We start from the raw sequence: 23339 nt of genomic DNA on the forward strand, positions 1-23339 counted from the left end.
ATCGAAACGGAGGATGCGTCATGAGTGAAGAAACCGGCAGCGAAAAACTGGTCATCAGAAACATCGGCATGATCCTGTCGGGCAAGCTGGAAGAGCCGATTTTTGACGGCGATTGCCTGATTGCACTGAACGGTAAAATCACCGAATGGGGCGCGGAAAAAGACCTCGATACGGAAGGTGCCACAACAACCGTCGATGCCAGAGGTGTCACATTGGCACCCGGTCTGATCGATAGCCATGTGCATCCGGTGGTTGGCGACTACACTCCACGCCAACAGCAATTAAGCTGGATTGACAGCACCTTACACGGCGGCGTTACCACGCTTATCTCCGCGGGTGAGGTTCACATGCCGGGACGTCCCAAAGATATTGTCGGTCTCAAGGCGATGGCAATTGCTTCGCAACGTTGGTACGAAAACTTCCGCCCTTCAGGTGTGAAGGTGCACGCCGGTGCGCCTGTGATTGAACAAGGCATGGTCGAACAGGATTTCAAAGACCTCTCCGAGGCCGGTGTGAAACTACTGGGTGAAGTAGGGCTTGGCACTGTCAAGGATGGCAAGACCGCACAGCAGATGGTCACATGGGCCCGCAAATACGGCATGCAAAGCACGATCCACACCGGCGGCCCCTCGATCCCCGGATCAGGTTTGATCGATGCGGATATGGTGATGGAAACCGGTACGGATGTGATCGGCCACATCAACGGCGGGCATTCCGCCCTGCCCGACGACCAGATCCTGTGCCTTTGTGAAAACTGTTCTTCAGCGTTTGAAATTGTGCATAACGGCAACGAACGTTCCGGCGTTCTGGCACTGAACGCAGCGCGGGAGTTGGGCAAGCTGGACCAAGTGATCCTTGGCACCGACGGGCCGGCAGGATCGGGCGTGCAGCCGCTGGGTATCTTGCGGATGATTGCGATGCTATCGGCCTTTGGCAATGTACCGGCGGAACAGGCGTTTTGTTTTGGCACCGGCAATACGGCGCGGCAACGGGAGTTGGACACAGGGCTGATCGAAGTCGGCAAATGTGCGGACTTTGTGCTGCTGGATCAGGCACAACACGCGCCGGGCAACTCCATGCTGGAGTCGGTCGGCCAAGGCAACCTGCCCGGTGTCGGCATGACCATCATTGATGGCAAGGTCACCTCTACCCGCAGCCGGAACACCCCGCCTGCGGATCGCCTGCCCGAAGTTATCTAGCTGATTTTTCTGAGCAATGTTACAAGTGTCTGACTTTCGGCCTCGCTTAGCGGGTCGAGTGTCAGGGCGCTGATCTTATGCCCGGCCCTCTTGAGGTCATCCATCATCTGATGCCCTGCATCAGTCAGCGAAATCGACATCCGTCGCTTGTCTTTCAGATCGGCGCGGGTCTGCACCAGCCCTTTGGCTTTCAGCCGGTCCACCACACCTTTGATGGTCGCCACATCCATCGCCGCCAGACGGCCAAGGTGGTTCTGCGACACGCCGCCGCGCTCTGATATGCGCACCAATGTCGAAAATTGCGTTGGGGTTAGGTTGCCAACCACATTGCGTTGAAAAATCACCGAATGGCGCTGACTGGCCAGACGCAGCAGAAAGCCGATTTGGTCATCCAGCACATAGTCGTCGGTTTCATCACCGCTCACCGCAAGCCATCCTTGCCTTCAGCCTCTGCATGGGTCAGCCCGCCAACACGGGGTAAAGGGCGCCCGCTGTCGGTGACCGCAACCGCGACCATGATTTCATTGGCGCGGGGAGAGTCGTTTAACTGCACTTCGATCCCGTCGAAATGGCTACGCACATAAGCGGCATCCTTATGACCCAGCGGCACGTCCAACACCTGTCCCGGGCTGCCCATTTTCTTGGAAGAGGCGACCAGTGCCGCCCCTTTTTCCACGGCCAGACGCAGGGGCGCGCCCAGTTTCGGATGTAGAATGGCAGCCGCATGTTCCAGCTCTCCATTCTCGCCAACCATAGCGGATTTCCCATAGCTTTCAGTCGCTTGTGGCGTGATTCCAAGGGCATCGACACAGCGTTTGCCCAAGAGCGCGCCCAGTTCGGCACCGATATCCATCAAGGGTGACAGGTCCTCGGTATAGCTGCCCGCAAAAGGGTTTTCGATGACTGCGACCGCCACCGCCTTGCGCGTGGGTGGTGAAATCGCCCGCCCCATCTCGATATGGGTTTCTTCTATATTTACCGCAATTTTTCTGATCTTCGCTTTCATCGCAAACCGTCCTCGCCTTTGATATCCGCTGCCGCCAGACCACCTGCGCGGTTGTGGATGCGCGCGCCGGTGCTCATCACCAGAATCAGGGCCAGCTCATCCGCTTTGGGCGCATCGTTGCACCCCACTTCCATGGCATCAAAGTGACTGCGCACATAGGATGCGTTGGTATGGGTCAGCGGCACATCCAGCCGCGCGCCCACGCCGCCCACCTTTTTGGTAGAGGGCACAATCGCCTTGGCATCGCCCAGCAATTCGCGCATCGCATAGCCGCCCGGCGCATGCCAAAGCGCACCGTGCTCGACCTCACCTGCTGCACCGACAATGGCCCCTTTGCCGTATCCTTCGATAGCGCCCGCACCACCCAATGCGGTTGCAAGTTTCATCGCCATTTCCAACCCTAATGGTTTAAGATCATCCTGAAACCCCTGAATTTCATTGACATATTCGCCAGCAAAAGGGTTCTTGATTACCGCCATGATCGACCCGCGCAACAGGGGTTTCTCCGCGACCGGCCCGCCTTCGTGAAAAACTTCTTCAACGGATAGAACCGTTTTGCGCAGGGTGACTTTATGCATATTCAGGAGTTCCTTCTAAAATTGTGACAGGGCTGTGGCCAACCCCGCGTGACTGACCTTGCAGGAAAAGACAGGCGCCGTTGATTTGCCCCCCTGCAATAAGCCCTTCGGCGCGGGCCTGTCCGTTGGCAAGTGCTGCCGTGATGGCATCTGTGCCCAGCCTCCCGCAACCGGTGACCACCAACCGTCTGCCCAGATCCGTGTTTTCGTCAACCTCACAGGCCGGTTGGCGGCGGATCGCGGGATGATCTGCAAGGTCCACCGCATTGGCGATCAGCGTGGCGGCAACATCCGCTTTGGCCGCAGTGGCAGCCAGAACCGTGACGCTATCCGCAATCCCGCAGCTAAAACTGCGCCCGTGCTGTCCGCTGGTTGCAATCCCGCGAATGGGGTCGGCATGGGTGATCCTAATCTGCCCCAGCGATCTGGCGTCATGACCAGCCATCGCCATTGTAAATTCAGTGCCCTGTGTCAGATGCAGGGCGATATCGCCGCCGTTGTTGACATAGGCCCGTGTCAGTTCGGCAGTGCTTGTCATCGCCTGCAACACGGTTTCGGCAACCGCACCGGCCACGCCCGCCATCGGGGTGACAAAGGCGGTTGGCGCAAACTGCCTTCCTGCGGCCATCATGCGCGCGGCGGTTTCGCCATGCGGATGCACCGTCTCCGGGCCAATGGGCTGGCGCAGCAGATCAAGCTCTGCCACCAGCTCTTCCAGCACGGTTTCGAACCTGTCCCGCGCAGCCGCAAAAGCCTGTGCCCGCGCGCCATCGGCCCCGATGATCAAATCGATCGGGCCATGTTGCAGATGCAGGCGGTCGCCCAATATCTGTGCCACAGGCCCCATCAGCCCTTATCCGCCTTGGTCCAGTGATAATGTTGCGCAGCCAAAGGATCATGGCCTTGCGTGCCCCGTTGTACCCGCCGTGCGGATGCTGTTTCAATCTGAGCCACGGTTTTCACCTGATCCACATATCCGCCCAATGCCGCGTAATCGCTGGCCCTTAGGGTGAATTCAATCGGGGCGACCAGCGCAGGCGTCGGCACATAGCCAAAAGACATTTCAGGCATATCCAGCACATCCACCATCACCGTAATCCCGCCGCCCGGCCAGACATAGGGTTTCGCCCCACCACAGGACACATGGGTCAGCGCATCCTTGACCGAACGTGTCAGGCGCACCGGGTTTTCCGTAACCCCGGCCCGCAGGCTGCCACCCGCACCGCCCATAAACAGCACGGAACAAACCGAGGGTTCGCAGTTTTCTGCAATCAGATCAGTGGATTTGCGTAAAGCGGTGGGCAGGTCGTGCGGTTGCGGCTCTAGGGCCTCGTCAAGTTCGTAATAGGCGAACTGTTCACCTGTGGTAGAGACCATCAGCAAACGCATACCAGCGCGGGCAACCTTGGGGTTGAACGGGCCAAGGATGGTCAGAGGATCGTCAATATCGGTACCACCCCAGCCGGTGCCGGGTTCAGCGACCTGAAAATATCGTCCGGGGGTCGAACGGCGGCCTTTGATCTTGATACCCGTGGCGGGCAGGTCCAGCTGCTTGCCCGCCTCATGTTCAGACAGAACGCCAGTGATGTGGTCATCCACCACCACCACATCATCCACAAGACCCAGCCATTGCTTTGCAAACATCCCGATGGTGGCAGATCCACAGCCCACTCGCATCAGACGTTCCGTATCCCCATTAATGACAGGGGCTTGTCCGGCCTGCACGATCACTTCGGTGGCGTGATCCCCGTCACCAATGCTCAGCGTCACGGCCTCGCGGTTGCATAGGGCCAAAAGTGCGGCACAGGTGGCGCGGCCTTCCTTCTTTGAGCCGCCGGTCAGATGTTCCACCCCGCCCAGCGACAACATTTTGGAACCGTATTCAGAAGTCATCACATGGCCGATCGCCTCGCCCTGTGCATAGACGATATCGCGTTCATCACCGATATGGCGGTCGGTATCGATTTTCACTTTCACGCCACAATAGCTGAAGATTCCTTCGGTCACGACTGTCACCATATCGACGCCGTCAATATCCTGACTGACAATGAAAGGTGCCGGTTTGTAATCAGGATAGGTAGTGCCGGCACCCACCGCGGTGACAAAAGGACGGTTGCCTTTCACGATGTCCCCGTCCCATTCCGCGCCGTCTTTCATAAAGGGCACCAGCGGCGCATCCGCCGTTTCAACAATGGTCAGCGGGTCCAGCCGCACCAATTCACCCGCGTGATTGGCATAGCGGTCACAGGCACCGGATTTGCCATCCGCGATGAAACACAAAACCGGGCAGGCGTCACAGCGGATCTTTTCAGGCTTGGTTCTTTCGGGTCTGCTCATGATTGCACCCTCTTGATCGCGGCACGAACGATGGCCGGTGTTGCAGGCACCTGTGTGATCCGCGCGCCAGTCGCCGCATAGATTGCGTTCAGGATCGCGGGTGCGGTCGGGATCAACACATGTTCGCCCAGTCCCTTGGCCCCGTACGGCCCATGCGCGTCAGGTTCTTCGATGATGATCGTCTCGACAGGAGGCATATCGCCGATGGTCGGGATCAAATAATCATGCAGGTTCTCCGTGCGCCCGGGCAGATATTCCTCCATCAGGGCCATGCCCAACCCCTGGGCTATGCCACCCTGCACCTGCCCCTCAACCAGCAGCGGGTTGATCGCCTGACCAACATCATGGGACGCGACAAACTTCAACGGTTTGACGGTGCCGAGCTTCATGTCCACCTCGACCACGACCAAATGCGCCGCATATCCAAACTGCGCATAGGGCGCGCCCTGCCCATTTGCGTCCAGCGGTTTGGTCGGCGGGTCATAGGTTTCGATGGCGCAAAAGGCAAAGCCCTCTGCGTCGGTTTCCAATGTGGCGAGGTCCAGCCGGTGGGTTTTGCCGCCATCCAACGCCACAGCCAGCCCCTCAGAAAACGAAAGCACCGCCCCCTCTGACACATTCATCCGTTTCAGCACCAAAGCCCGCAGCGCCAGTCCCGACAGCCGCGCCGCAGCCCCCGAAACATAGGTTTGCCGTGAGGCGGAGGTTTTGCCAGCATCCGGTGTGACATCCGTATCCGGGCCGACGAGCTGAACCGATATGGTCGGCACGCCAAGGGCCGTGGCAAAGATCTGCGCGATGACGGTATTGGCCCCCTGCCCGATGTCCATTGCACCCTGATGCAGCACCACCCTGCCTTCCGGTGTGATGCCCGATTTGATGGTCGATGGGTTGGGCAAGGAGGTATTGCCACAGCCATACCAGCCCGCCGCGACTCCGACACCGCGCTTGTAGGTCTCTGAGGTTGCGTTAAATCTCTCGGCGGCTCCCCGTTCGGCAGACCAAGCTGTCCGCAGGCTTTCCAGACATTTGCCAATGCCGACCCCTTGTGAAAACACCTGCCCACAGACTGTGGGCACATGGTTTTCCAGCGCATTCAGAATGCGAAATTCCAGCGGGTCCATGCCCAGCTTTTCAGCCAGAACATCAAACAGGCTTTCCTGTGCAATCGCGGATTGCGGCACGCCAAAACCACGAAAGGCACCGGCAGGCGGGTTATGGGTATGAATCCCTTTGGATTCAGCGCGGTAATCGGTGATCCGATAAGGGCCAGAGGCATGCACTGGCACCCGGTTGGCCACCGTCGGGCCCCAGCTGGCATAAGCACCCGTGTCAAATTCACCATAGAAATCAAAGCCGCAAACCTTGCCCGATCTATCTGCTCCGATCCGCAATTGAATGTCTGAGGGATGCCGTTTTGTGCTGCTTTGCATCGATTCCCGGCGGCTATAGGTCAGGCGCACAGGCTTACCCGTCTTCATTGTGGCCAGGGCGAGATAGGGCTGCACAGAGAGGTCAAGTTTGGAGCCAAAGCCGCCGCCGATCCCCGTGGGCACAATGCGGATCTTGCTGGCGTCCAGCCCCAGAATGATCTCCAGACTGTCGCGGTCCATCACCGGTGCCTGCGTGCCTGCGTAAATCTCCACGCGGTCGCCAACCATCTGCGCGAACCCCGCTTCGGGTTCGATATAGCCATGTTCAACAAAACCACTGTTGAAATGGCCCTCCACTACCACCTCCGCACGCGCCAGCGCGGCTTTGGCATCGCCGCATTGCACAAATCCACCACACATGACGTTGCCGGTGCGGTCCTCATGCAGGGTGGCTGCCGCTGAGCCCTGCGCTGTCTGAATATCCGTCGCGGCGGGCAGTTCGGACCATGTGACGGGGAAATCGTCCGGCGCAAGCGCCTTGATTGCGGCGGGGGTGCCCACCACGGCGGCCACCGCTTCACCACGAAAGCGGGTTTCGGTTTCAGCAAAGACCGGCTGGTCGACAAACTGCGGAATAACGCCAAAGACATTGCGTCCCGGCACGTCGGCTGCGGTCAGGACCGCCTCAACCCCGTCGGTCGCGGCGGCCCATGCCGCAAGGTCGCCAAACCGGAAACCGGCCCGCGCAAAGGGCGAGCGGATCACCAGAATTTCAAGCGTGCCAACCGGCGCGACATCATCGCTGAACCGTTCAACCCCCGCAACCTTATCCGCCCCGTCCAGACGGCGGATGCTGTCGCCCACGACACCTCCATCATCTTTCAAAACCGCCGGACGCCCCATCACCGCATCAATGATCTTGCGATACCCCGTGCAGCGGCAAAGCACCCCGCCAAGCGCATCTTTCACAGCCTGTTCTGATGGCGTCGGATCCTCGCGCAGCAAAGCAACCGCAGCAACCATCATCCCCGGCGTGCAAATCCCGCATTGGGCCGCACCGTGATCCTGAAACCGCTCTCCCAGCATCTGCGCAACCGGATCACTGACGTGCAATCCAGCAAGGGTTTCAACAGCTTGCCCCGATACCTGTTGCGTTGGCGTCAGACAGGCGCAGATCGGCTGCCCGTCCAGCAATACAGTACAGGCCCCACAGTCCCCCGCATTACAGCCGATTTTCACATCCCGGCCATCAAGGGTTTCACGCAGGGTTTCTGACAAACGCGCCCCGGTCGCAGGCTGCGTGGTGACGGCCTTGCCATTCAACGAAAAGGAAACATCATTCATCTCGCCGCCCCTTTCACCGCGCGTTGGCACAGTTCCGCCACCGCATCCAGACGATAGGCCGCTGATCCGCGTACATCATCAATTGGGGTCAGATCCGCCAAATGATCTGCCGTGACCGAAATCTCCTCCGGGCGCTTGCCGATACAGGAAACCTCAAGCCGTCGTAACCGCTGCGCCACCGGCGAACAGGCCCCGACCGCGATCCGCGCAAATGTGATCCGCCCACCAGCGTCTTTGAAAACAAGCGCTGCAACCATCGCGATGGAGATCACCAGATAGGTCCGGCTGCCGAGTTTCTCAAAACTGGAACCGGCGTTTTCAGGCGGTGTAGGCACCATGATCGCGGTCATGATTTCATCCGGTTGCAACGCGGTTTGCCGGACCCCAAGGATAAACGCATCAAGGGGAAGCCGCCGGATACCGCGCGCCGCACTGGCCACCTCGACCGAGGCATCAAGCGTCAACAAAGGGGGCACGCCATCCGCAGCAGGCGAAGCGTTACACAGGTTGCCTGCAACCGTCGCACTGTTCTGAATCTGGACACTGCCCACCTGTCGCGCAGCCTGTTTCAACCCATCAAAGGCGGCGGGTAGATCCGCGTCGATCACGTCACGCCAACGCGCCGCCGCACCAATACGTATGCCGCTTTCTGACAGGGTGATCCCGGCCAGCTCGCGCACAGCGGTCAGATCCAACAGGTTCTGGAACCGCTGCCCTTGCTGGCTGGCCGGGAAAACATCCGTGCCCCCGGCGATCACACCCTGATTGGGCTGTGACGCAAGTGAAAGTGCGGTTTCCAAATCTGACGGGCGAACATAGGGCACGGGCGCTAAGCCTTCGATTGTTTGCATACGAATGATATGCACAGGATGAGTCTTGTCAACAGACAAGCGCCACCGTTTTTGACTCTCTCAGTCTCAACCAGCGAAAACCGCGCGTCGGCGCCGCCGCAAAACTCTGTGGATTTATGAAGAAATCACCACGCTGACCCGCAGCTTACCGGCAAATGCCATTGCCCTAACACCTTACAAATTAACCAATAGTTCATTGATTGCAGCATTTGCCGCACAAATTTGACCTTTTGGGAAAGAAATGCAGAGAAATGGGCGCAAGGCCACAAATTCGACATATTGGCCGCTAAAACAGCATGGGTACAATTGTGAAAACAACAGATGGGATATGCAGGTGTTACGGTATTGGGTTTCCGGGTTCGTTTTGGTCTTTAGTGTCGCCGCATTGAAGACGTTTCTTGTCGTTGCCTTCGCCTTGGAGCAGGCAGGTACAAAAATGGCGACAATCGTAGGGCTGTTTGCGCTGTTCTTTGCGCTGACCAGCGCGGTTGCCTATCTTTGCTTCAAGCAGGTTGCCTCCTACCAAGACAAAATGCGCAAGAAGCAAAAACAGGCTGCGTCAGAGTTTGCCGCCCCCGCCGCCAAAGAAAGCGTTATTGCCCGCTATGCCCCAGAATGGGGTCTGTCGCAGGCCGAAGCCGATGTGGCTATTTTTGTCGCCAAAGGTTTTTCCAACAGTGAAGTTGCAGAAATGCGCGGCTGTGCCATTGCGACAATCAAATCGCAACTCAGCAGCATTTATCAAAAGTCCGGGATGGGATCGCGGTATCAGTTGATCGCTTTTGTCACGGATGAAATCTGTGCCATCGCAAATGAAACCAAAACCGAACAGCGCCAGCGGACTTCTTCGGTGCCGACACGGCGCATTCTGCCGCTGGTTGGGCGTAACAAGAACAGCGAACAGGCCGCCCTGCAGGCCTAGGTTTCCAGCACCAAACCACAATTGTATCTGATCAAGCGGGCCTTTTGGGGTCCGCTTTTTCTGTGTCTGTTGCACCATGGCGTTCATTGCACCAACCGGATTGCTTCACAGTGATGGCCTTCCAGGGTAAGCTCCCCCTCACCCAACCGCAGACCTGCACTGTTCAATACCGTATCCACCACCCCGTCCAAGGGCGCAGCCAGCGCACTGAGCAGACGGTTTGGCAACAGCGACAGCACGGCAGAAACCAGAGGTGCTGCAAGTGGTGTGATCAGCCCCTCCTGCCCCGGCTTCACCCGCAGCTCGGTATGGGCAGGCGACAGCAAGGTTGAGATGGCAGACCCCACCAGTTCACCCGAACCAAAATGGCGGATCATCCGATTGTTGGTCACATCGTCATTGGTGTAACGGATGGTTTCGGTCTGGGATTGTCCAACAGTGATATTTGAGCGTGCCTGAACGGTAATACCGGCAATCACGATATCTGGCAGCAAAGGCAGATCAATCCGCAGGGTGAGATCGAGAATATCAGCAAAACTCAGGTCTGATGCGCTGATCGGGCCGCTGGTGAACACGTCTTCCGCCACCTTGCCCAGATAAAGTGCGGCAACCGATGTGCCATTTTCGGGGCTGATCGGCGTGGGCGCGGTGGAAAACCGCGCGGCAAGCGCTTCCGGCTCTGAGGAAACGCAGCTGATTTCTTCCAAAGTTGCTGTCGCGCCTGCGACCTCAACATAGATCGGCAGGTCCAGGCTAGTGACCGATACCCCCACCCCAAGCGATCCCAGCAGGTTCGGATCAAGGGAGACTTCGGTCAGGACCCGTGCTGCCGCCCTGTGCAGCTGCACCCCTTCTTCGCCCAAAGCAACCCAGCCGGACCGTGCGGGTGGTTCGCCAGCAGCAAGCCGGGAGGTCACAGAAGCAACACCGGGCACAGCAATCGCCACATCCGCTGCCAACTCATGCTGGAAGCTGTTGACGCTGGCCACCGCGTTCACAATATCCAGCGCGGTCACGTCAATGTCGGAGGCAAATTCAAAGGCGGTCAGCCCAAGGTCACTGTCGATTCCGCCCACTAGCGCCTCGACATCCAGGGCCATCAAGCCACCTGCCCCGATCAAAGCCCCCAAACCCCCGGAGGCACCGGCGGGGAGGATATTCTGCAAAGCGGTAAACACATCACCCGCAGTGGTTCCTTCATCCAGAATGGCGGCCGGATTGCGCGAGGCGTTGCCTGAAAGCTGGTTCAGTTCCTTTAGCAAATCCCCCATATTCACCGATGTGCTGGCCAGCGCCGAATGATCCCCTGCCGAAATGGAGACTTCCGTGCCAAAGCTTTGTGACAAAGCCGCGTTCAGATCGGTGATGTCCAACCGGGCAATATTGCTGTTCAGGGAAAAACTGGCGGCACCTGTACGGATGGCGGTTGCGCTGCGGGTCAGGTCAACATGATCATCGTCCGAGAATATCTTGGCAAAATGAAGGGGCCCTTCGTCTTTGAGCTTAACCCGCACTGCATTGATCGCCGGATTGCCGGTTGACAAGGGGGTGAACCGATTGTCACGTGGAATTTCGGGATTGCGTAAATAGCGACCTGTCACCAACTCGGACAGGGTATCGGTTTCGCGTTGGTTGTGGCCCAGTGAAAGCTGCGCGCGCGGGGTTGCCTCATCCGGGTCGCGCACGCTGCTCATCGCGGCCAGATCGGCATCCGCCTGCAGGTTCGCGTTTTCACGATAGAGCGATGCCACATCTACGCCAAGCGCTACAAACCCCAGCAACACGGTCAGCAATAGAGACACAATCACCGCAACAGCGCCACTTTCATCCCGGCTGAATGATCTGAGAAAATGCGGTTTAATAGGCAAGATATGCACTCCCCTTGATATCCGAGAGGCTAAGACCCAGAAGGCTGTTGGCAACGCCGATGATGGAACCGTCAACCTCATAGGAGACCGTCACGGTGACTCCGGGCGGTGTACCCTCTTCCAGCAGGGCCTCAGAGGTCAACGCATCCTGTTTCAACATCGGATAGTTGACGCTCGCACGGTCAAGATAGGCCAGTGCCAGTGTTTCGCGTTCTTCCGTGTCCAGCCCGACAACCGATGCCCGCGCCGCACCTGTGGCCAGCTGCGATACTGAATGGCTGACGCCGATGTAATAGCCAACAATGATGATCCCGAACAGCAATGCGAATACCAGCGGTGCCAGCAGTACGAATTCAACAGCCACCGCACCGGATTGATCACGACGGAAACGCTTTAGGAAAGCAAGGGGTTGGGTCAGCATGATAGGATCAGCCTCCGGAAAGAATATTGTCAAGAACACTGAGCGCTGCGGGCCCGACCAGCACCACAAATACCGCGGGCATGATGCAAAAGATCAAAGGCATGGTCATCAGAACCGGCAGGCGCGCGGCTTTTTCCTCGACAGCCACCAAACGGTTGCTGCGTTGCTCGTCGATCAGGGTGCGCATTGCGCGGGCAAAGGGCGTGCCGTATCTGTCGGATTGATCCAATGTCTGGGTGAATACGGCAATTTCCGGCAGCGGTGCGCGGATGTTCAGCTTGTCATAGGCACCACGGGCATCACTGGTCATCGCCATCTCCGACACCATTTGCAGCATTTCCTGCGCCAGATCAGGATGGGTCACCGCCATTTCCTGTGCAACGCGGTGCAGTGCTGGCTGCGGACCCAGCCCGGCCTCCGAGGTGATGACGATCAGCTCAAGCATATCGGGAAAGCTCAGCCGGATGCGGGCCAGACGCGCAGTGCGGGCCTTGTTGACGACAAAATCGACCCCCATGGACAAGGCCAGCGCGGCACCGATCACCATGGCAGCGGGCACGATGATGGTGATGTCCAAAGGCCGTGTAGCACCCAGATAGATCAACCCGCCAAGCAAAGCGGCCAAAGGCAGGATGGTTTTCAGGAACGCATAGATCAACAGGGCATCGCGGCTGCGAAACCCGGCTGAGGACAGGTTTGCAGCGGTTTCGCGGGATTCCCCGCCCAATACCACAGCCAGACGTTCTCCGATCAGGACAACCACTTGGCGCAGCTTGCCAGTGATCCCGCCCAGAAAGCCACGGCGTTCGGCAGCACCGTCAACGCGGCGCGCTTTCTCCGACCCGTTGGCACGGTTCAACCGCGCTGCGCGCAGGCTGCGCTGATGTTCGGTGAACATCAAAAGCGTCAACGCAAGCATCGCAGTGGTCAGCCCCAGAAAGGCCATCCAGAAGATATGCATAGAGGTCTCAGACATCGAGCTTGCCCATCCGCACCATCACAAAGATGCCAAAGGCGATACTGCCAAGGGCCACGCCGGCCATGAGGCGACCACGCGGATCCGCATAAAGTGGCTCAAGATAGGAACCGTTCAACACCGCAATCAGCAGGGTTACGGCAAAGGGCAAAGACGCAAGGATCACCGCGCTGGCCCGCGCTTCCGAGGACAATGCCCGCGCTTTCTTGCGCAGTTTGCGGCGTTCGCGCAGCTGCGTGGCGAGGTTTTCCATGGTTTCAATCAAATTGCCGCCAGTTTCCGCCTGCAAGGCAGTGGAGACTGCGAAGAAATTGACCTCGGCCAAGGGCAACCGCGCGCTCAACCGCTCCAGACATTCCGGCAGTGACGTGCCCATACGCACCTCATCACGACAGCGGCTGAACTCGTGCAGGATTGGCCCGCTTGAGTTATCGACAACAATGGCCATTGAATCGGTGACCGGACGCCCTGCCCGCAAGCCACGGGCAAAAATATCCAATGCTTCAGGAAGCCCCGCCGCGAAGGCTTTTTTATAGCGGTTTTGCGCGATGTTCAGCAGGCTCATCAATATGCCGAAGGTCAAAACTACAGCCACCGGCAAAGCGGTCAAAGGATGCAGCCCAAGCGCCAGCACCGCCAGAGCGTAGAGCGCCAAAAGACCAATCCCCACCTGTATCAGCAGTTCGTTCACACCAATACGCAGGCTGGTCTGATCAAGCTGGCGTTCAAAAAACGCCACGAACCGTTCGATCGCATTGGTGGGCCGCGCGCTGCCGCGTTTCTTTGATTTGGAATGCTGCACAACCGGCAGGGACATTGTCTCTTTCTGGCGGTGCAGCCGGGCGATGTGGCGGCGGCGCTGACGGTCTGCAAGGACAAAGCCCAGCAGGATCAAAGCCGCGTTCAAGGCAAACCCAGCCATCAACAGGATGGTAAATGTCGACATTACTTAACCCCCAGAATGGAATCGAGCTCTTCCGCCACACCGTAATCCGCCGCCCGGCTTGAAAATCCGGGACGGTAGCCGGAATAGACATGTTTGCCTGTGACCTTGGTACGCGTACTCTCGGGATCGGTCTGGAAGGAAAACAGTTCCTGCAATGTAATCACGTCACCCGACAGGCCGGTCAGTTCGGAAATCGACGTCACCCGCCGTTTCCCATCCCGCATCCGCGAAACCTGAACAATCAGATGCACCGCGTCGACCAGCTGGCGGCGGACAACCCCGCCTCCCGGCGCAAACCCAGCCAGCGCTGCCATGCTTTCCACACGGGTCAGCGCCTCGGCCGGAGAGTTGGCGTGCAAAGTGCTCATGGAGCCGTCATGGCCGGTGTTCATCGCCTGCAACAGATCCAGGACCTCGTCGCCGCGCACCTCACCGATGATGATGCGATCCGGGCGCATCCGCAGCGCGTTGCGCACCAGGGTGCGCATGGTCACTTCACCCGTGCCTTCCACATTGGGCGGGCGGGTTTCAAAGCGCACAACATGTTCCTGCTGAAACCGCAGTTCAGCGGCATCTTCGATGGTAACAATGCGTTCACCTTCGGGAATAAACCCCGACATGGCGTTCATCAGCGTTGTTTTACCCGAACCGGTCCCGCCCGACACAAGGATGTTCAGGCGCATATAGGCCGCCAGCGCCAGAAAACGGCTCATCTGTGCGGTCAGGCTGCCACCTTCAACAAGTTTCTCCAGCTTCACCGGAGAGGAAGGGAATTTACGGATCGTAATGGTCGGCCCGTCAATCGCCAGCGGTGGCACCGCAATATTCACCCGGCTGCCATCGGCAAGGCGCGCGTCCACCATCGGCTGTGATTCATCAATACGCCGCCCGACAGCGGCAACAATCCGGCTCGCCACGGTAAACACATGTTCATTGTCGCGAAACCGCACCTGTGTCAGTTCAAGCTTACCACCACGTTCCACAAAAATCTGGTCCGGTCCGTTGACCATGATATCGGTCACACGGTCATCTGCCAGCAGTGATTCAAGCGGACCAAGTCCCAGCATATCGGCCAGAACCGCCGCCACCAGTTCGGCAATCTCGCGCCCGTTCAGATGCAGCTTTCGATCGGTCGACACTGTTTCAATGCCGCTGCGGATCAGGATTTCCTGTTCGGCCCGTGGCTTTGCCGCCAGCTCGGAAAAATCAAGAAACTCTAGCAGCGCATGCACTACATCATTGGCCAATGACAGCATCTTGATCGAGGGGGGCGCAGCGTTTGAACTTGCCGCAACCTGTGCCGAAACCGCAGTGCGCTTTGCGGCGGGTTCGGGGTTTTCAGCTTTTGCCGGCGCATGGGAAACGTCAACCGGTTGCGCCGCGGCGAATGTGTTATCAAGGGAGGATTCCGCCGCCTCATCTGGCAAGGGCTCTCCAGTCTCTTCAGAGGCTTCCAGCCTTAGCGCTGCAGTTGCCTGCGTCAGGATCTGCCGTTGCAGAGCCAACGGCCAGGGGAAACTCTGACGTTCGATTACATAGGAAACGGCAGCATTTGCCCGTTCTTCCGCGGGCAGACCATCCGCGTCAAATTGCTGCGCGATCTCGACAACCAAAGCCACCGCTTCACGCAAAGAGGGTTGCGGCAAATGAACGGTCATGCTGTTGCCCGTTTAAAGAAGCCCATTTTGGACTTCGCCACTGATATCTTGGCGGTGTCTTGCGGTGGTTTGGTGGCTTTGGCCCACAGCGCGCGGGTGGCCTTGGCGTAAGGCGCGCGGGGCTGGCTTTCGATCAGGGACTTGGCAGCGCGATGAGCCCGGCTCAGCGCTTTGGCGCTTTCTGGCAGGGTTGCCTGAACCTCCTGCCCGATACCGATGCTGATGTCTTTTGCGGTCAACTTGGCGTCCAGCCGCAGTTCTGACAGCACCGGCAGGATCTTGAGCGTCGGCGCTTCTGATTTCAGCACGGACATCAGACGGCTGGCCACGTTGACGCCAGCATACCCTGCCGGGATCACGAGAACCAAGGTATCAAGGCAATGGGCGAATTGCGGATTTGCCACCAATGTGGTGCGCGGCAGATCGACAATCACCGAGTCAAACTTGGTTTTGATTTCCTCAAGCAACGGTGGAAAAGCTGCATCCAGTGCATCGACGTTTTGCGAGATATGCGCCTGTTGAGAATAGAACGACAGCCGGTCGGTCAGTTTCTCCATGGTGGCACCCAGAAAGGTCTCATCCACACGGTCTGGCGCGGACAGAGCTTCAAACAGGCCGGGCGTATCTTTGCGGTCCAGATCAATCGCCTGAGAGCCAAAGCGCAGATCTGCATCAATCAATGCGGTATGCAGCGCACCACCATTGGCTGCCGCTGAATGAAAGGCGAGGTTCTGGGCCAGTAGGCTTGTGCCAACCCCCCCGTTACAGCCCGTCACACCAATACAGGTGCCCCGTACAATCGGGGTGTCCTGAACCAGCTGTTGCACGGGCTCTTTAATATTGTCATTGGCGGCAATGATTTCGTCCGGGCTGACCGGAAAGGCGAAATATTCTTCGGCACCTGCGTTGCGCAACGCGCGATAGATCGCAAGATCGGCCTTGTCACCCAGCACAATTACATATGCGCCGGTCTGGCGGATCTCTGCGACACATTCACAGGCTGCTTCAAGGGTCATATTGCCCATTTCCGCCAGTACCATCCTATCTGGTGCTGGAGTGCGGCACACACGTGCGGCACCACCCAACCCGCCGCCATGCAGCGGGGATTGATCTCCAATCAATGTATCAACCACGCTGCGCGCAATATCGGCACCTTGATCGGTACAGACATATGCGGCCACCGGATTTGGTGCGCCATGGGATGGATTGGAAACTGTCATGTGATGATGCCTGTGGTTACAACGCGGAAAGGATGAAGGAGTAGTGTTTGCGAACCACCGTCCGCAAACACTGAACCCGAGTGGCGATTAGCTGCCGGACTCGCCTTCACCTGCGTTGTCGATTGTTGTGGCAACGCCAGTGAACTTGTTATTGGTGGAGGTACCAAGCTGGGTAACGCCAACCACGATCACGGCACCCACAAGGGCAACCATCAGGGCGTATTCAATTGCTGTCGCGCCGTCTTCGTCTTTGGCGAAAGTGCGCAGGGCTTTGTTCAGTGCTTTACGTGTAAGGGTCATGTTGTTCTCTTTTCGGTTTGGTGGTCGGTAGTGACCTGTGAGGGTCGCTAGTGACCCGGGGTGAAATAGAAATGGCATGCCCCGTGCTCCGTCGATATCCGCCTTGGGTGTGAATAATTGCCTATCAGACCATTGAAGCAGGTCTTTCATACCAAGGTATGATGCGTTTCAGACCCGTTGGTGTTCCTCGATAGCCCCCCGTATGTCCAAAATATGGCAGTCACCCGCTTTGCTGGATTTTGGCGCAACTAGTGGAATTGGTCCATCTTTCGGACATGCGTATTTCGGATTCCGATTCTGCGTTTTTCGACCAGTCACGGACCAGAAACACGGATTTCGACACGGTTGATCTGGCCCTGACAAGCGATTCTATGTCCCCGCCCGCCCGTTGCTTTACTTCTTGTCGTCGTTGCGCCTTGCGTAAATTTGGAACTGTTTGGCCATCTCCACATGACGAAAATTCGGCCACGCAATTTTGCTTCCTGCATGGGGTGGACCTAAGCCCTAGGCAAACCCGCCCTGCCACCAAGTCTGACAGAGGTGTTTCTCAACGGTTGTCCTCTCTGGGAAATCCCGTAACACTTGCCCCATGAACATAGCCGCATCCTGCACAGAGTATCGCGCCATCGCCAAAGACCTCGCCGCCAGGTTCGCCCCCCGCGCCGCGAAGTGGGACCGCACCCGCAGCTATTGCTGGGAGAATGTCACCGAATTGGCAGACGCTGGTATCATGGGAATGACCCTGCCCACCGATCTGGGCGGGCAAGGCGCATCCTGGCTGGACACTGTGGTGGTGGTAGAGGAAATCGCCAAAGCCTGCACCCTGACCGCCCGCATTGTGGTGGAGGCCAACATGGGCGGGATCAGCGCCATCATGGCCTATGGCACGCAGGCCCAGAAAGAACTTGTCGCGCCCTACGTTCTGGCCGGTGACAAGCCAGCCATCTGTATCACAGAACCCCAAGCCGGCAGCGCCGCCACGCAGATGACAACCACCGCGCGGCGCAACGATGGGGGCTATCTGCTTAATGGCACCAAGCACTGGATCACTGGCGGCGGGGTGTCAAAGCTGCATCTTGTCTTTGCCCGTGTGCTGGATGAAACCGGGGCGGAACTGGGCATTGGCGGTTTTATCCTTTGTCATGATCCTGATGCGGGGCATGATGCACAGGGCTTTGAGGTGGTGGGACGCGAACGCACCATGGGCCTGTGCGGCATGCCAGAGGCGACACTGGCCTTCCGGGACGTTTTCATCGCGGATGATTTTGTCCTGCAACCACCCTCCGGTTTCAAACACGGTTTTGCCGATTTGATGAACGCCTATAACAGTCAGCGTGTCGGCGCAGGCACCATTGCGATGGGTGTTGCCGCCGGTGCCATGGAACACGCCAAAAGATACCTGCAAGAACGCGAACAATTCGGCAGGCCGCTGGCAGAGTTTCAGGGGTTGCAATGGATGCTGGCCGATATGGACACGTCTGTCCATGCGGCGCGGCTGATGTTGCAGGAGGCCGCACACTCACGTGGTGCAAACGGCTCCCCCTTTCCCGACATCACCATGGCCGCACGGGCAAAACTGTTTGCATCGGAAATGGCCATCAAGGTTGTGAATGATGCGCTGCAAATCTTTGGTGCACGCGGTTACGGGGGGGAGGAGCCGCTGGAACGGATGTACCGCGATGTACGCATGTTCACCATTGGCGGCGGCACCGCCCAGATCCTGCGCACCCAGCTTGCCGGCAGCCTTCTGGAGATGCGCACCCCACAGACCCGCGGCGCAAACTAGCCCCGTGTACCCCGCTTCCCCTTGCAGACAGGAAACCCCATGAAAACCAGAACTCTTGGCAAAAACGGACCGCAGGTACACCCGCTGGGCATCGGTGCCATGTCATTCTCTAATTTCTACGGACCAACCAACGAAACCGAAAGCCATGCCATTCTGGATGCCGCACGCAGGGCGGGTGTGAACCACATAGATACCTCCAATGTTTATGGCTTGGGCACGTCAGAAACCGTCATCGGGACCTATCTTTCGGCACATCCGCAAGCCCGGGATCACTTTACCATAGCGACCAAAGGCGGGATCACCCGCAATCCCGATGGTCCCGGCAATATCTTCAACAACTCCGCACAGCACCTGCAGGCCGAATTAGAGGGCAGCCTGAAACGTCTGGGTGTAGAGGCGGTTGATCTGTATTATGTCCATCGCCGTGATCCGGCCTTGCCCATCGAAGAAGTGACCGAAACAATGGCGGCGCTGGTGAAGGCCGGTAAGACCAAGGCAATCGGATTTTCCGAAATCGCGCCCTCCTCCCTGCGCCGCGCCCATGCGGTGCATCCGGTGGCGGCGGTGCAATCGGAATATTCACTGTCGACACGTGCGCCTGAACTGGGGCTGGTACAGACCTGCGCGGCGCTGGGCACAGCATTGGTTGCCTTTTCCCCTGTGGGCCGGTCCCTGTTGACTGACAGGCCGCATAGTTTGGAGGCCGTGCAAAAGCTGCCCTTTTTGGCCAGCAATCCGCGTTTCACCGAACCGAATTACAGCGCCAATATCGCTGCGGTTAACGCCTTGCAGTCCTTGGCAAAGGAAATGGGCATATCGACCGCCGGATTGGCCATCGCGTGGCTGCTCGCGCAAGGCGATCACGTGATCCCGATCCCCGGCACCCGCTCCCTGACGCATTTCTCGCAGCTTCTTGAAGGGGTCAACCGGAGCTTAACTGCGGCGGAGCTTGAAGAGATAGAGACGATCCTGCCGGTTGGTTGGGCCCATGGCGACCGGTATGCCGCCGCACAGTGGAACGGGCCGGAGAAGTATTGCTAAGCTGGCAGAGGCTATTGACAGTTGATCGGCCCCATTTGGGCGCGCTTAGGTGTTCACCTCATCCAGCCCGTCCTGTGGCGCACGTTTCAATGCTGCCTTGGTGTCTTGCAAAAGGGTAAGAAACCGCTGGCTGGCGGTGATTTTCTCTGTGGTTTCCGCGATCTTGGCATCAAGGAAGTCGCTCGCGTCCTGATCAATATCCTGTGCTAAGAATGCACTGAAAAACAACGTGATATCAGCGATACTTAACCCTGCGGCCTGCGCATCGCGGATCACCTCTAACGTCATAATCGCATCTTCTGGATAGACCCGATACCCATTGCCCGCTGCCGGATCCACAGCAGAGCGGATCAACCCGTGACGTTCATAAAACCGGATCGTGTCCCGACTGACGGCCGCTTGCTTGGCCAATTCTCCGATGCGCATAATATCCCCAAAACCGTTGACAATGGTCCATGGTTTATACAATGATCATCCCCAAGACGCAATCACCTCATCGAAAGGAATGCTCATGGGAAATTCATGTCAGAGCTGCGGGATGCCATTGGCCAAGGACCCGCAAGGCGGCGGAACCGAGGCGGATGGCAGCATCAGCACCACCTATTGTTCGATCTGCTATGATGCAGGCGCATTTCGCCACCCCGACGTCAGCGTGACCGAATTCCAGCAACATTGTGTAGAGGCCCTGCAACGCTCTGGCATGCCCAAGATCATGGCCTGGTTGTTCACCCGTGGCATTCCACGTCTTGAACGGTGGAAAGGGGTGTAACACCCCTTCCCGGCCTGTTTTCTGGTTTAGCCGATCAGGACTTCACCGAATTCGTCCCGCAGGTTGCGCTTTAACACCTTGCCTGTAGCGTTGCGCGGCAGCACATCGGTAAACACCACGCGATCAGGCACTTGCCACTTGGCAATCTTACCCTCGAAAATACCCAGCACATCAGCCTCTGACGGGTCCTGCCCCTCGGCCTTGACCGCAACCAATACCGGGCGTTCGTCCCATTTTTCATGGCGCGCGCCGATCACTGCCGCATCTGCAAGCTTTGGATGGGCAATTGCAATGTTCTCCAACTCGACCGAGCTGATCCATTCGCCGCCCGACTTGATGATATCCTTGGAGCGGTCCTTGATGGTGATATAGCCATCAGGGTCCATGGTGGCGACATCACCTGTATCAAACCAGCCATTGGTCAGCGTCTCTTCGGTTGTAGAGCGGAAGTAGGCATCTAGAATCCAATGGCCACGGGTGACCAGATCGCCCTGCGCCTTGCCGTCATGCGGCAGCGGCTTTCCATCATCATCCAGAATTTCAAGTTCGACCCCAAAGACCGGGCGCCCCTGATTTTCCCGCAAACGGTGTTGCTCTTCCAATGGCAGGTCCTTGTGTTTGGCAAGCGGCTGGTTGACCGAGCCCAAAGGTGACATTTCTGTCATGCCCCAAGCATGCACCGTATCCACACCAAACTCTTCACGGAAGGCCGCGATCATTGACGGAGGACACGCGGACCCGCCCACAACGGTCTTGTTCAAACTTTCCAGCTTGCTGCCAATCTTCTTGGCTTCACCCAAAAGGCCCAGCCAGATGGTAGGCACGCCAAGTGCAATCGTCACCTTGTGGCTGTCAATCAGGCCCACCAATGACGGACCATCCAGCCCCGGCCCCGGCATCACCATACGCGACCCGCTCATCGCACAGGCATATGGGGTGCCCCACGCGTTGACATGGAACATGGGTACGACGGGCAGCACAATGTCAGACGCTGAAAAGCTGATGCTGTCCGCCAGATTAACGCCGAAAGAATGCAATACGGTAGAGCGGTGAGAATAGAGCACCCCCTTGGGGTTGCCCGTGGTGCCAGAGGTATAACACAGGCTTGAGGCGGTGTTCTCGTCTATCTGCGGCCAGGCGTATTCCGCATCACCTGCGGCAATCAGATCATCGTAAAACTTCAACCCCGGCAAAGCCTTGGCAGCATCTTCATCAGCACCTTCCATCAACACGATATGTTCAAGATGCTCCAGCTTGTCGCGGATCGCGGCGACAAGGGGCACAAAGGTTTTGTCGATGAACAAAACCTTATCTTCGGCGTGGTTCAGGATATAGACCAGCTGTTCCGGGAACAGGCGCGGGTTGATCGTGTGACAGACAAAGCCACCACCGGAGACGCCGAAATAAATCTCAAGATGGCGCCGGTTGTTCCATGCAATTGTGCCGCAGCGCGCCTGTGGCTCAAGGCCCAGCCCGGTCAGCGCTGCTGCCAGCTTGCGGGCATTCTGCCCCACCTGCGCCCATGAGGTCTGCTCTATCCCGCCACCGGTGTTAACGGAATAGATTTCGGCCTCCCCATGGTAGCGTTCGGCATGGGCGATCAGGCTCGAAATCAGCAGCGGCTGCGTCATCATTTGGCCAAGCATTGTGGTCTCCTCCCAGAGAATTGTTTTGCCTCAACTTGGACAATCCGACCCCCTCTTGCAAGGCGGTGGTGATGCACTTTAAGCATGTGACATGACGTTACTTTATCATACACCGCTCACCCCCGCCCAACAGGTTGTTGCCGGCATTGACCCAGTACAACCCTTGGCTGTGGCAGACCGGGTGCGCTTTTCCGAACTGGACGTGCTGAATCATGTCAACAACACGGTTTATCTGGAATGGTTCGAACGGCTGCGGGTACGCTATTCGCAGGAATGGGGCATTTCGAACTACGGCGCAGGGGGTGTGAATCCGCGCATCGTGATCCGCTCGGGCAATATTCACTACCGTCAGGAAATGCGTATGGACGAAGATTACATCGCAACTTGCCGGTGCAGCGCCTTTCGCACCAACTCCTATACGCTGGCGCAACAGATCTGGTCTGCCGGTACATTGCGGGCAACATTTGATTGTGTGCTGGTGCTGCTACAGCCGGACGGGTCTGGTCGGTTTGCGATCCCCGATGCCATTCGTGCCCGCTTTATCGCCGTCGATGGCGCAACACAGGAAGGATAATAATAGATGTCGATGCCGGAAAAATCGGTTACTACCCGCCCGCTCAAAGCCGCGGACCGCGCGGAATGGGATGTGCTCTACCAAGGCTATGCCACGTTTTACAAAGTCGAACAGACCAGCGAAATGCGCGACCGGGTGTTTGGCTGGCTGATGGATGCGGATCACAGCAGCAACGGGATTGTGGCCGAAAACGCGGCGGGCAAGCTGATCGGCCTGACCCACTACCGACCTTTTGTCAGCTGCCTAGGCGCGCGGACAAATTGTTTTCTGGATGATTTGTTTGTGGATCCTGCGGCGCGTGGCTCTGGTGCGGCGGATGCGCTGATCAAGGCGGTTGCGGATGTGGCGCGTGAAAACGGCTGGCCTGTGGTGCGCTGGATCACCGCTGACGACAATTATCGCGGGCGTGGTGTCTATGACAAACTGGCGACCCGCACCATGTGGATCACCTATGATCACAAGGTCTGAGTAAAAACAACGCTGGTAGAATGACGTCAGGGGCAGCCGTTTGCGCTGCCCCTACT

The 23339-nt window shown here is 57.9% G+C and carries 23 protein-coding genes; 7 read left to right on the forward strand and 16 right to left on the reverse strand.

Annotated features, from left to right (window positions below; all coding sequences use genetic code 11):
* The first annotated feature begins 20 nt into the window (after positions 1 to 20).
* Positions 21 to 1199 (forward strand): amidohydrolase family protein, encoded by a 1179-nt coding sequence (locus QQL78_RS07135; RefSeq protein WP_284371977.1) that lies wholly within the window; start codon positions 21 to 23, stop codon positions 1197 to 1199.
* Here the strand turns inward: QQL78_RS07135 and QQL78_RS07140 are convergent.
* Genes QQL78_RS07140 through QQL78_RS07170 form a run of 7 tightly spaced genes read right to left on the reverse strand, consistent with a single transcriptional unit; the run spans position 1196 to position 8661 of the window.
* The gene (locus QQL78_RS07140; RefSeq protein WP_284371979.1) at positions 1196 to 1624 is read right to left on the reverse strand and encodes a MarR family winged helix-turn-helix transcriptional regulator; all 429 of its coding nucleotides are present in this window, start codon (positions 1622 to 1624) and stop codon (positions 1196 to 1198) included. The two genes, QQL78_RS07135 and QQL78_RS07140, sit on opposite strands and share 4 nt — an antisense overlap.
* A complete protein-coding gene (locus QQL78_RS07145) occupies positions 1621 to 2205 on the reverse strand; it encodes an amino acid synthesis family protein (protein ID WP_284371980.1) in 585 nt (194 codons plus the stop codon). The genes QQL78_RS07140 and QQL78_RS07145 overlap by 4 nt, the downstream gene beginning before the upstream one ends.
* Positions 2202 to 2783 (reverse strand): amino acid synthesis family protein, encoded by a 582-nt coding sequence (locus QQL78_RS07150; protein ID WP_284371982.1) that lies wholly within the window; start codon positions 2781 to 2783, stop codon positions 2202 to 2204. Before QQL78_RS07150 ends, QQL78_RS07145 begins: the two co-directional genes overlap by 4 nt.
* Positions 2776 to 3630 (reverse strand): UPF0280 family protein, encoded by an 855-nt coding sequence (locus tag QQL78_RS07155; protein ID WP_284371983.1) that lies wholly within the window; start codon positions 3628 to 3630, stop codon positions 2776 to 2778. The genes QQL78_RS07150 and QQL78_RS07155 overlap by 8 nt, the downstream gene beginning before the upstream one ends.
* Complete coding sequence (locus tag QQL78_RS07160; protein ID WP_284371984.1) at positions 3630 to 5120, reverse strand: 6-hydroxynicotinate reductase; 1491 nt, start codon at positions 5118 to 5120, stop codon at positions 3630 to 3632. Before QQL78_RS07160 ends, QQL78_RS07155 begins: the two co-directional genes overlap by 1 nt.
* Complete coding sequence (locus QQL78_RS07165) at positions 5117 to 7837, reverse strand: molybdopterin-dependent oxidoreductase (RefSeq protein WP_284371986.1); 2721 nt, start codon at positions 7835 to 7837, stop codon at positions 5117 to 5119. The genes QQL78_RS07160 and QQL78_RS07165 overlap by 4 nt, the downstream gene beginning before the upstream one ends.
* Complete coding sequence (locus QQL78_RS07170; RefSeq protein ID WP_284371988.1) at positions 7834 to 8661, reverse strand: FAD binding domain-containing protein; 828 nt, start codon at positions 8659 to 8661, stop codon at positions 7834 to 7836. The genes QQL78_RS07165 and QQL78_RS07170 overlap by 4 nt, the downstream gene beginning before the upstream one ends.
* Positions 8662 to 9124: 463 nt before the next feature.
* Here QQL78_RS07170 and QQL78_RS07175 point away from each other — a divergent pair, with 463 nt between their 5' ends.
* The gene (locus tag QQL78_RS07175; RefSeq protein WP_284371990.1) at positions 9125 to 9610 is read left to right on the forward strand and encodes a helix-turn-helix transcriptional regulator; all 486 of its coding nucleotides are present in this window, start codon (positions 9125 to 9127) and stop codon (positions 9608 to 9610) included.
* Positions 9611 to 9693: 83 nt separating this feature from the next.
* Here the strand turns inward: QQL78_RS07175 and QQL78_RS07180 are convergent, their stop codons facing one another.
* The 7 genes from QQL78_RS07180 to QQL78_RS07210 form a co-directional block, all read right to left on the reverse strand.
* On the reverse strand, positions 9694 to 11478 hold the full coding sequence (locus QQL78_RS07180) for a pilus assembly protein TadG-related protein (protein ID WP_284371991.1): 1785 nt from the start codon (positions 11476 to 11478) through the stop codon (positions 9694 to 9696).
* Positions 11468 to 11899, reverse strand: coding sequence for a TadE/TadG family type IV pilus assembly protein (locus tag QQL78_RS07185; RefSeq protein ID WP_284371992.1), 432 nt, complete (start codon positions 11897 to 11899; stop codon positions 11468 to 11470). Before QQL78_RS07185 ends, QQL78_RS07180 begins: the two co-directional genes overlap by 11 nt.
* A 7-nt stretch (positions 11900 to 11906) precedes the next feature.
* Positions 11907 to 12875 carry a type II secretion system F family protein gene (locus QQL78_RS07190; RefSeq protein WP_284371993.1) on the reverse strand — a complete coding sequence of 323 codons (969 nt, stop codon included), beginning with the start codon at positions 12873 to 12875 and terminating at the stop codon, positions 11907 to 11909.
* On the reverse strand, positions 12868 to 13821 hold the full coding sequence (locus QQL78_RS07195; RefSeq protein ID WP_284371994.1) for a type II secretion system F family protein: 954 nt from the start codon (positions 13819 to 13821) through the stop codon (positions 12868 to 12870). Before QQL78_RS07195 ends, QQL78_RS07190 begins: the two co-directional genes overlap by 8 nt.
* Positions 13821 to 15479 carry a TadA family conjugal transfer-associated ATPase gene (locus QQL78_RS07200; protein ID WP_284371996.1) on the reverse strand — a complete coding sequence of 553 codons (1659 nt, stop codon included), beginning with the start codon at positions 15477 to 15479 and terminating at the stop codon, positions 13821 to 13823. Before QQL78_RS07200 ends, QQL78_RS07195 begins: the two co-directional genes overlap by 1 nt.
* Positions 15476 to 16699: a CpaE/TadZ family protein gene (locus QQL78_RS07205; RefSeq protein ID WP_284371998.1), complete on the reverse strand. Its 1224-nt coding sequence runs from the start codon at positions 16697 to 16699 to the stop codon at positions 15476 to 15478. Before QQL78_RS07205 ends, QQL78_RS07200 begins: the two co-directional genes overlap by 4 nt.
* An 87-nt stretch (positions 16700 to 16786) precedes the next feature.
* Positions 16787 to 16999 carry a Flp family type IVb pilin gene (locus tag QQL78_RS07210; protein ID WP_284372000.1) on the reverse strand — a complete coding sequence of 71 codons (213 nt, stop codon included), beginning with the start codon at positions 16997 to 16999 and terminating at the stop codon, positions 16787 to 16789.
* Positions 17000 to 17588: 589 nt separating this feature from the next.
* On the opposite strand from QQL78_RS07210, the gene acdA reads away from it, so the two are divergent.
* On the forward strand, positions 17589 to 18785 hold the full coding sequence (gene acdA / locus QQL78_RS07215; RefSeq protein WP_284372002.1) for a 3-sulfinopropanoyl-CoA desulfinase: 1197 nt from the start codon (positions 17589 to 17591) through the stop codon (positions 18783 to 18785).
* Between the two features lie 39 nt (positions 18786 to 18824).
* Positions 18825 to 19826, forward strand: coding sequence for an aldo/keto reductase (locus QQL78_RS07220; RefSeq protein ID WP_284372003.1), 1002 nt, complete (start codon positions 18825 to 18827; stop codon positions 19824 to 19826).
* A gap of 45 nt (positions 19827 to 19871) precedes the next feature.
* On the opposite strand, the gene QQL78_RS07225 is transcribed toward QQL78_RS07220, so the two are convergent.
* Entirely contained in the window at positions 19872 to 20252 is a 381-nt protein-coding gene (locus tag QQL78_RS07225; protein ID WP_284372005.1) for a MerR family transcriptional regulator, read from the reverse strand.
* An 85-nt stretch (positions 20253 to 20337) separates the two neighbouring features.
* Here QQL78_RS07225 and QQL78_RS07230 point away from each other — a divergent pair, with 85 nt between their 5' ends.
* Positions 20338 to 20595 (forward strand): zinc ribbon domain-containing protein, encoded by a 258-nt coding sequence (locus QQL78_RS07230; protein ID WP_284372007.1) that lies wholly within the window; start codon positions 20338 to 20340, stop codon positions 20593 to 20595.
* Between the two features lie 26 nt (positions 20596 to 20621).
* Here the strand turns inward: QQL78_RS07230 and QQL78_RS07235 are convergent, their stop codons facing one another.
* Positions 20622 to 22241 (reverse strand): long-chain-fatty-acid--CoA ligase, encoded by a 1620-nt coding sequence (locus QQL78_RS07235; protein WP_284372009.1) that lies wholly within the window; start codon positions 22239 to 22241, stop codon positions 20622 to 20624.
* A gap of 91 nt (positions 22242 to 22332) precedes the next feature.
* Here QQL78_RS07235 and QQL78_RS07240 point away from each other — a divergent pair, with 91 nt between their 5' ends.
* Together QQL78_RS07240 and QQL78_RS07245 are read left to right on the forward strand one after the other, a co-directional pair.
* Positions 22333 to 22815, forward strand: coding sequence for an acyl-CoA thioesterase (locus QQL78_RS07240; protein WP_284372011.1), 483 nt, complete (start codon positions 22333 to 22335; stop codon positions 22813 to 22815).
* A gap of 6 nt (positions 22816 to 22821) precedes the next feature.
* Positions 22822 to 23283, forward strand: a complete 462-nt coding sequence (locus QQL78_RS07245) for a GNAT family N-acetyltransferase (RefSeq protein WP_284372013.1) — start codon at positions 22822 to 22824, stop codon at positions 23281 to 23283.
* Positions 23284 to 23339: the final 56 nt, after the last annotated feature.

The sequence above is a fragment of the Sulfitobacter pacificus genome (assembly GCF_030159975.1).
GTDB classification, from domain to species: domain Bacteria; phylum Pseudomonadota; class Alphaproteobacteria; order Rhodobacterales; family Rhodobacteraceae; genus Sulfitobacter; species Sulfitobacter pacificus.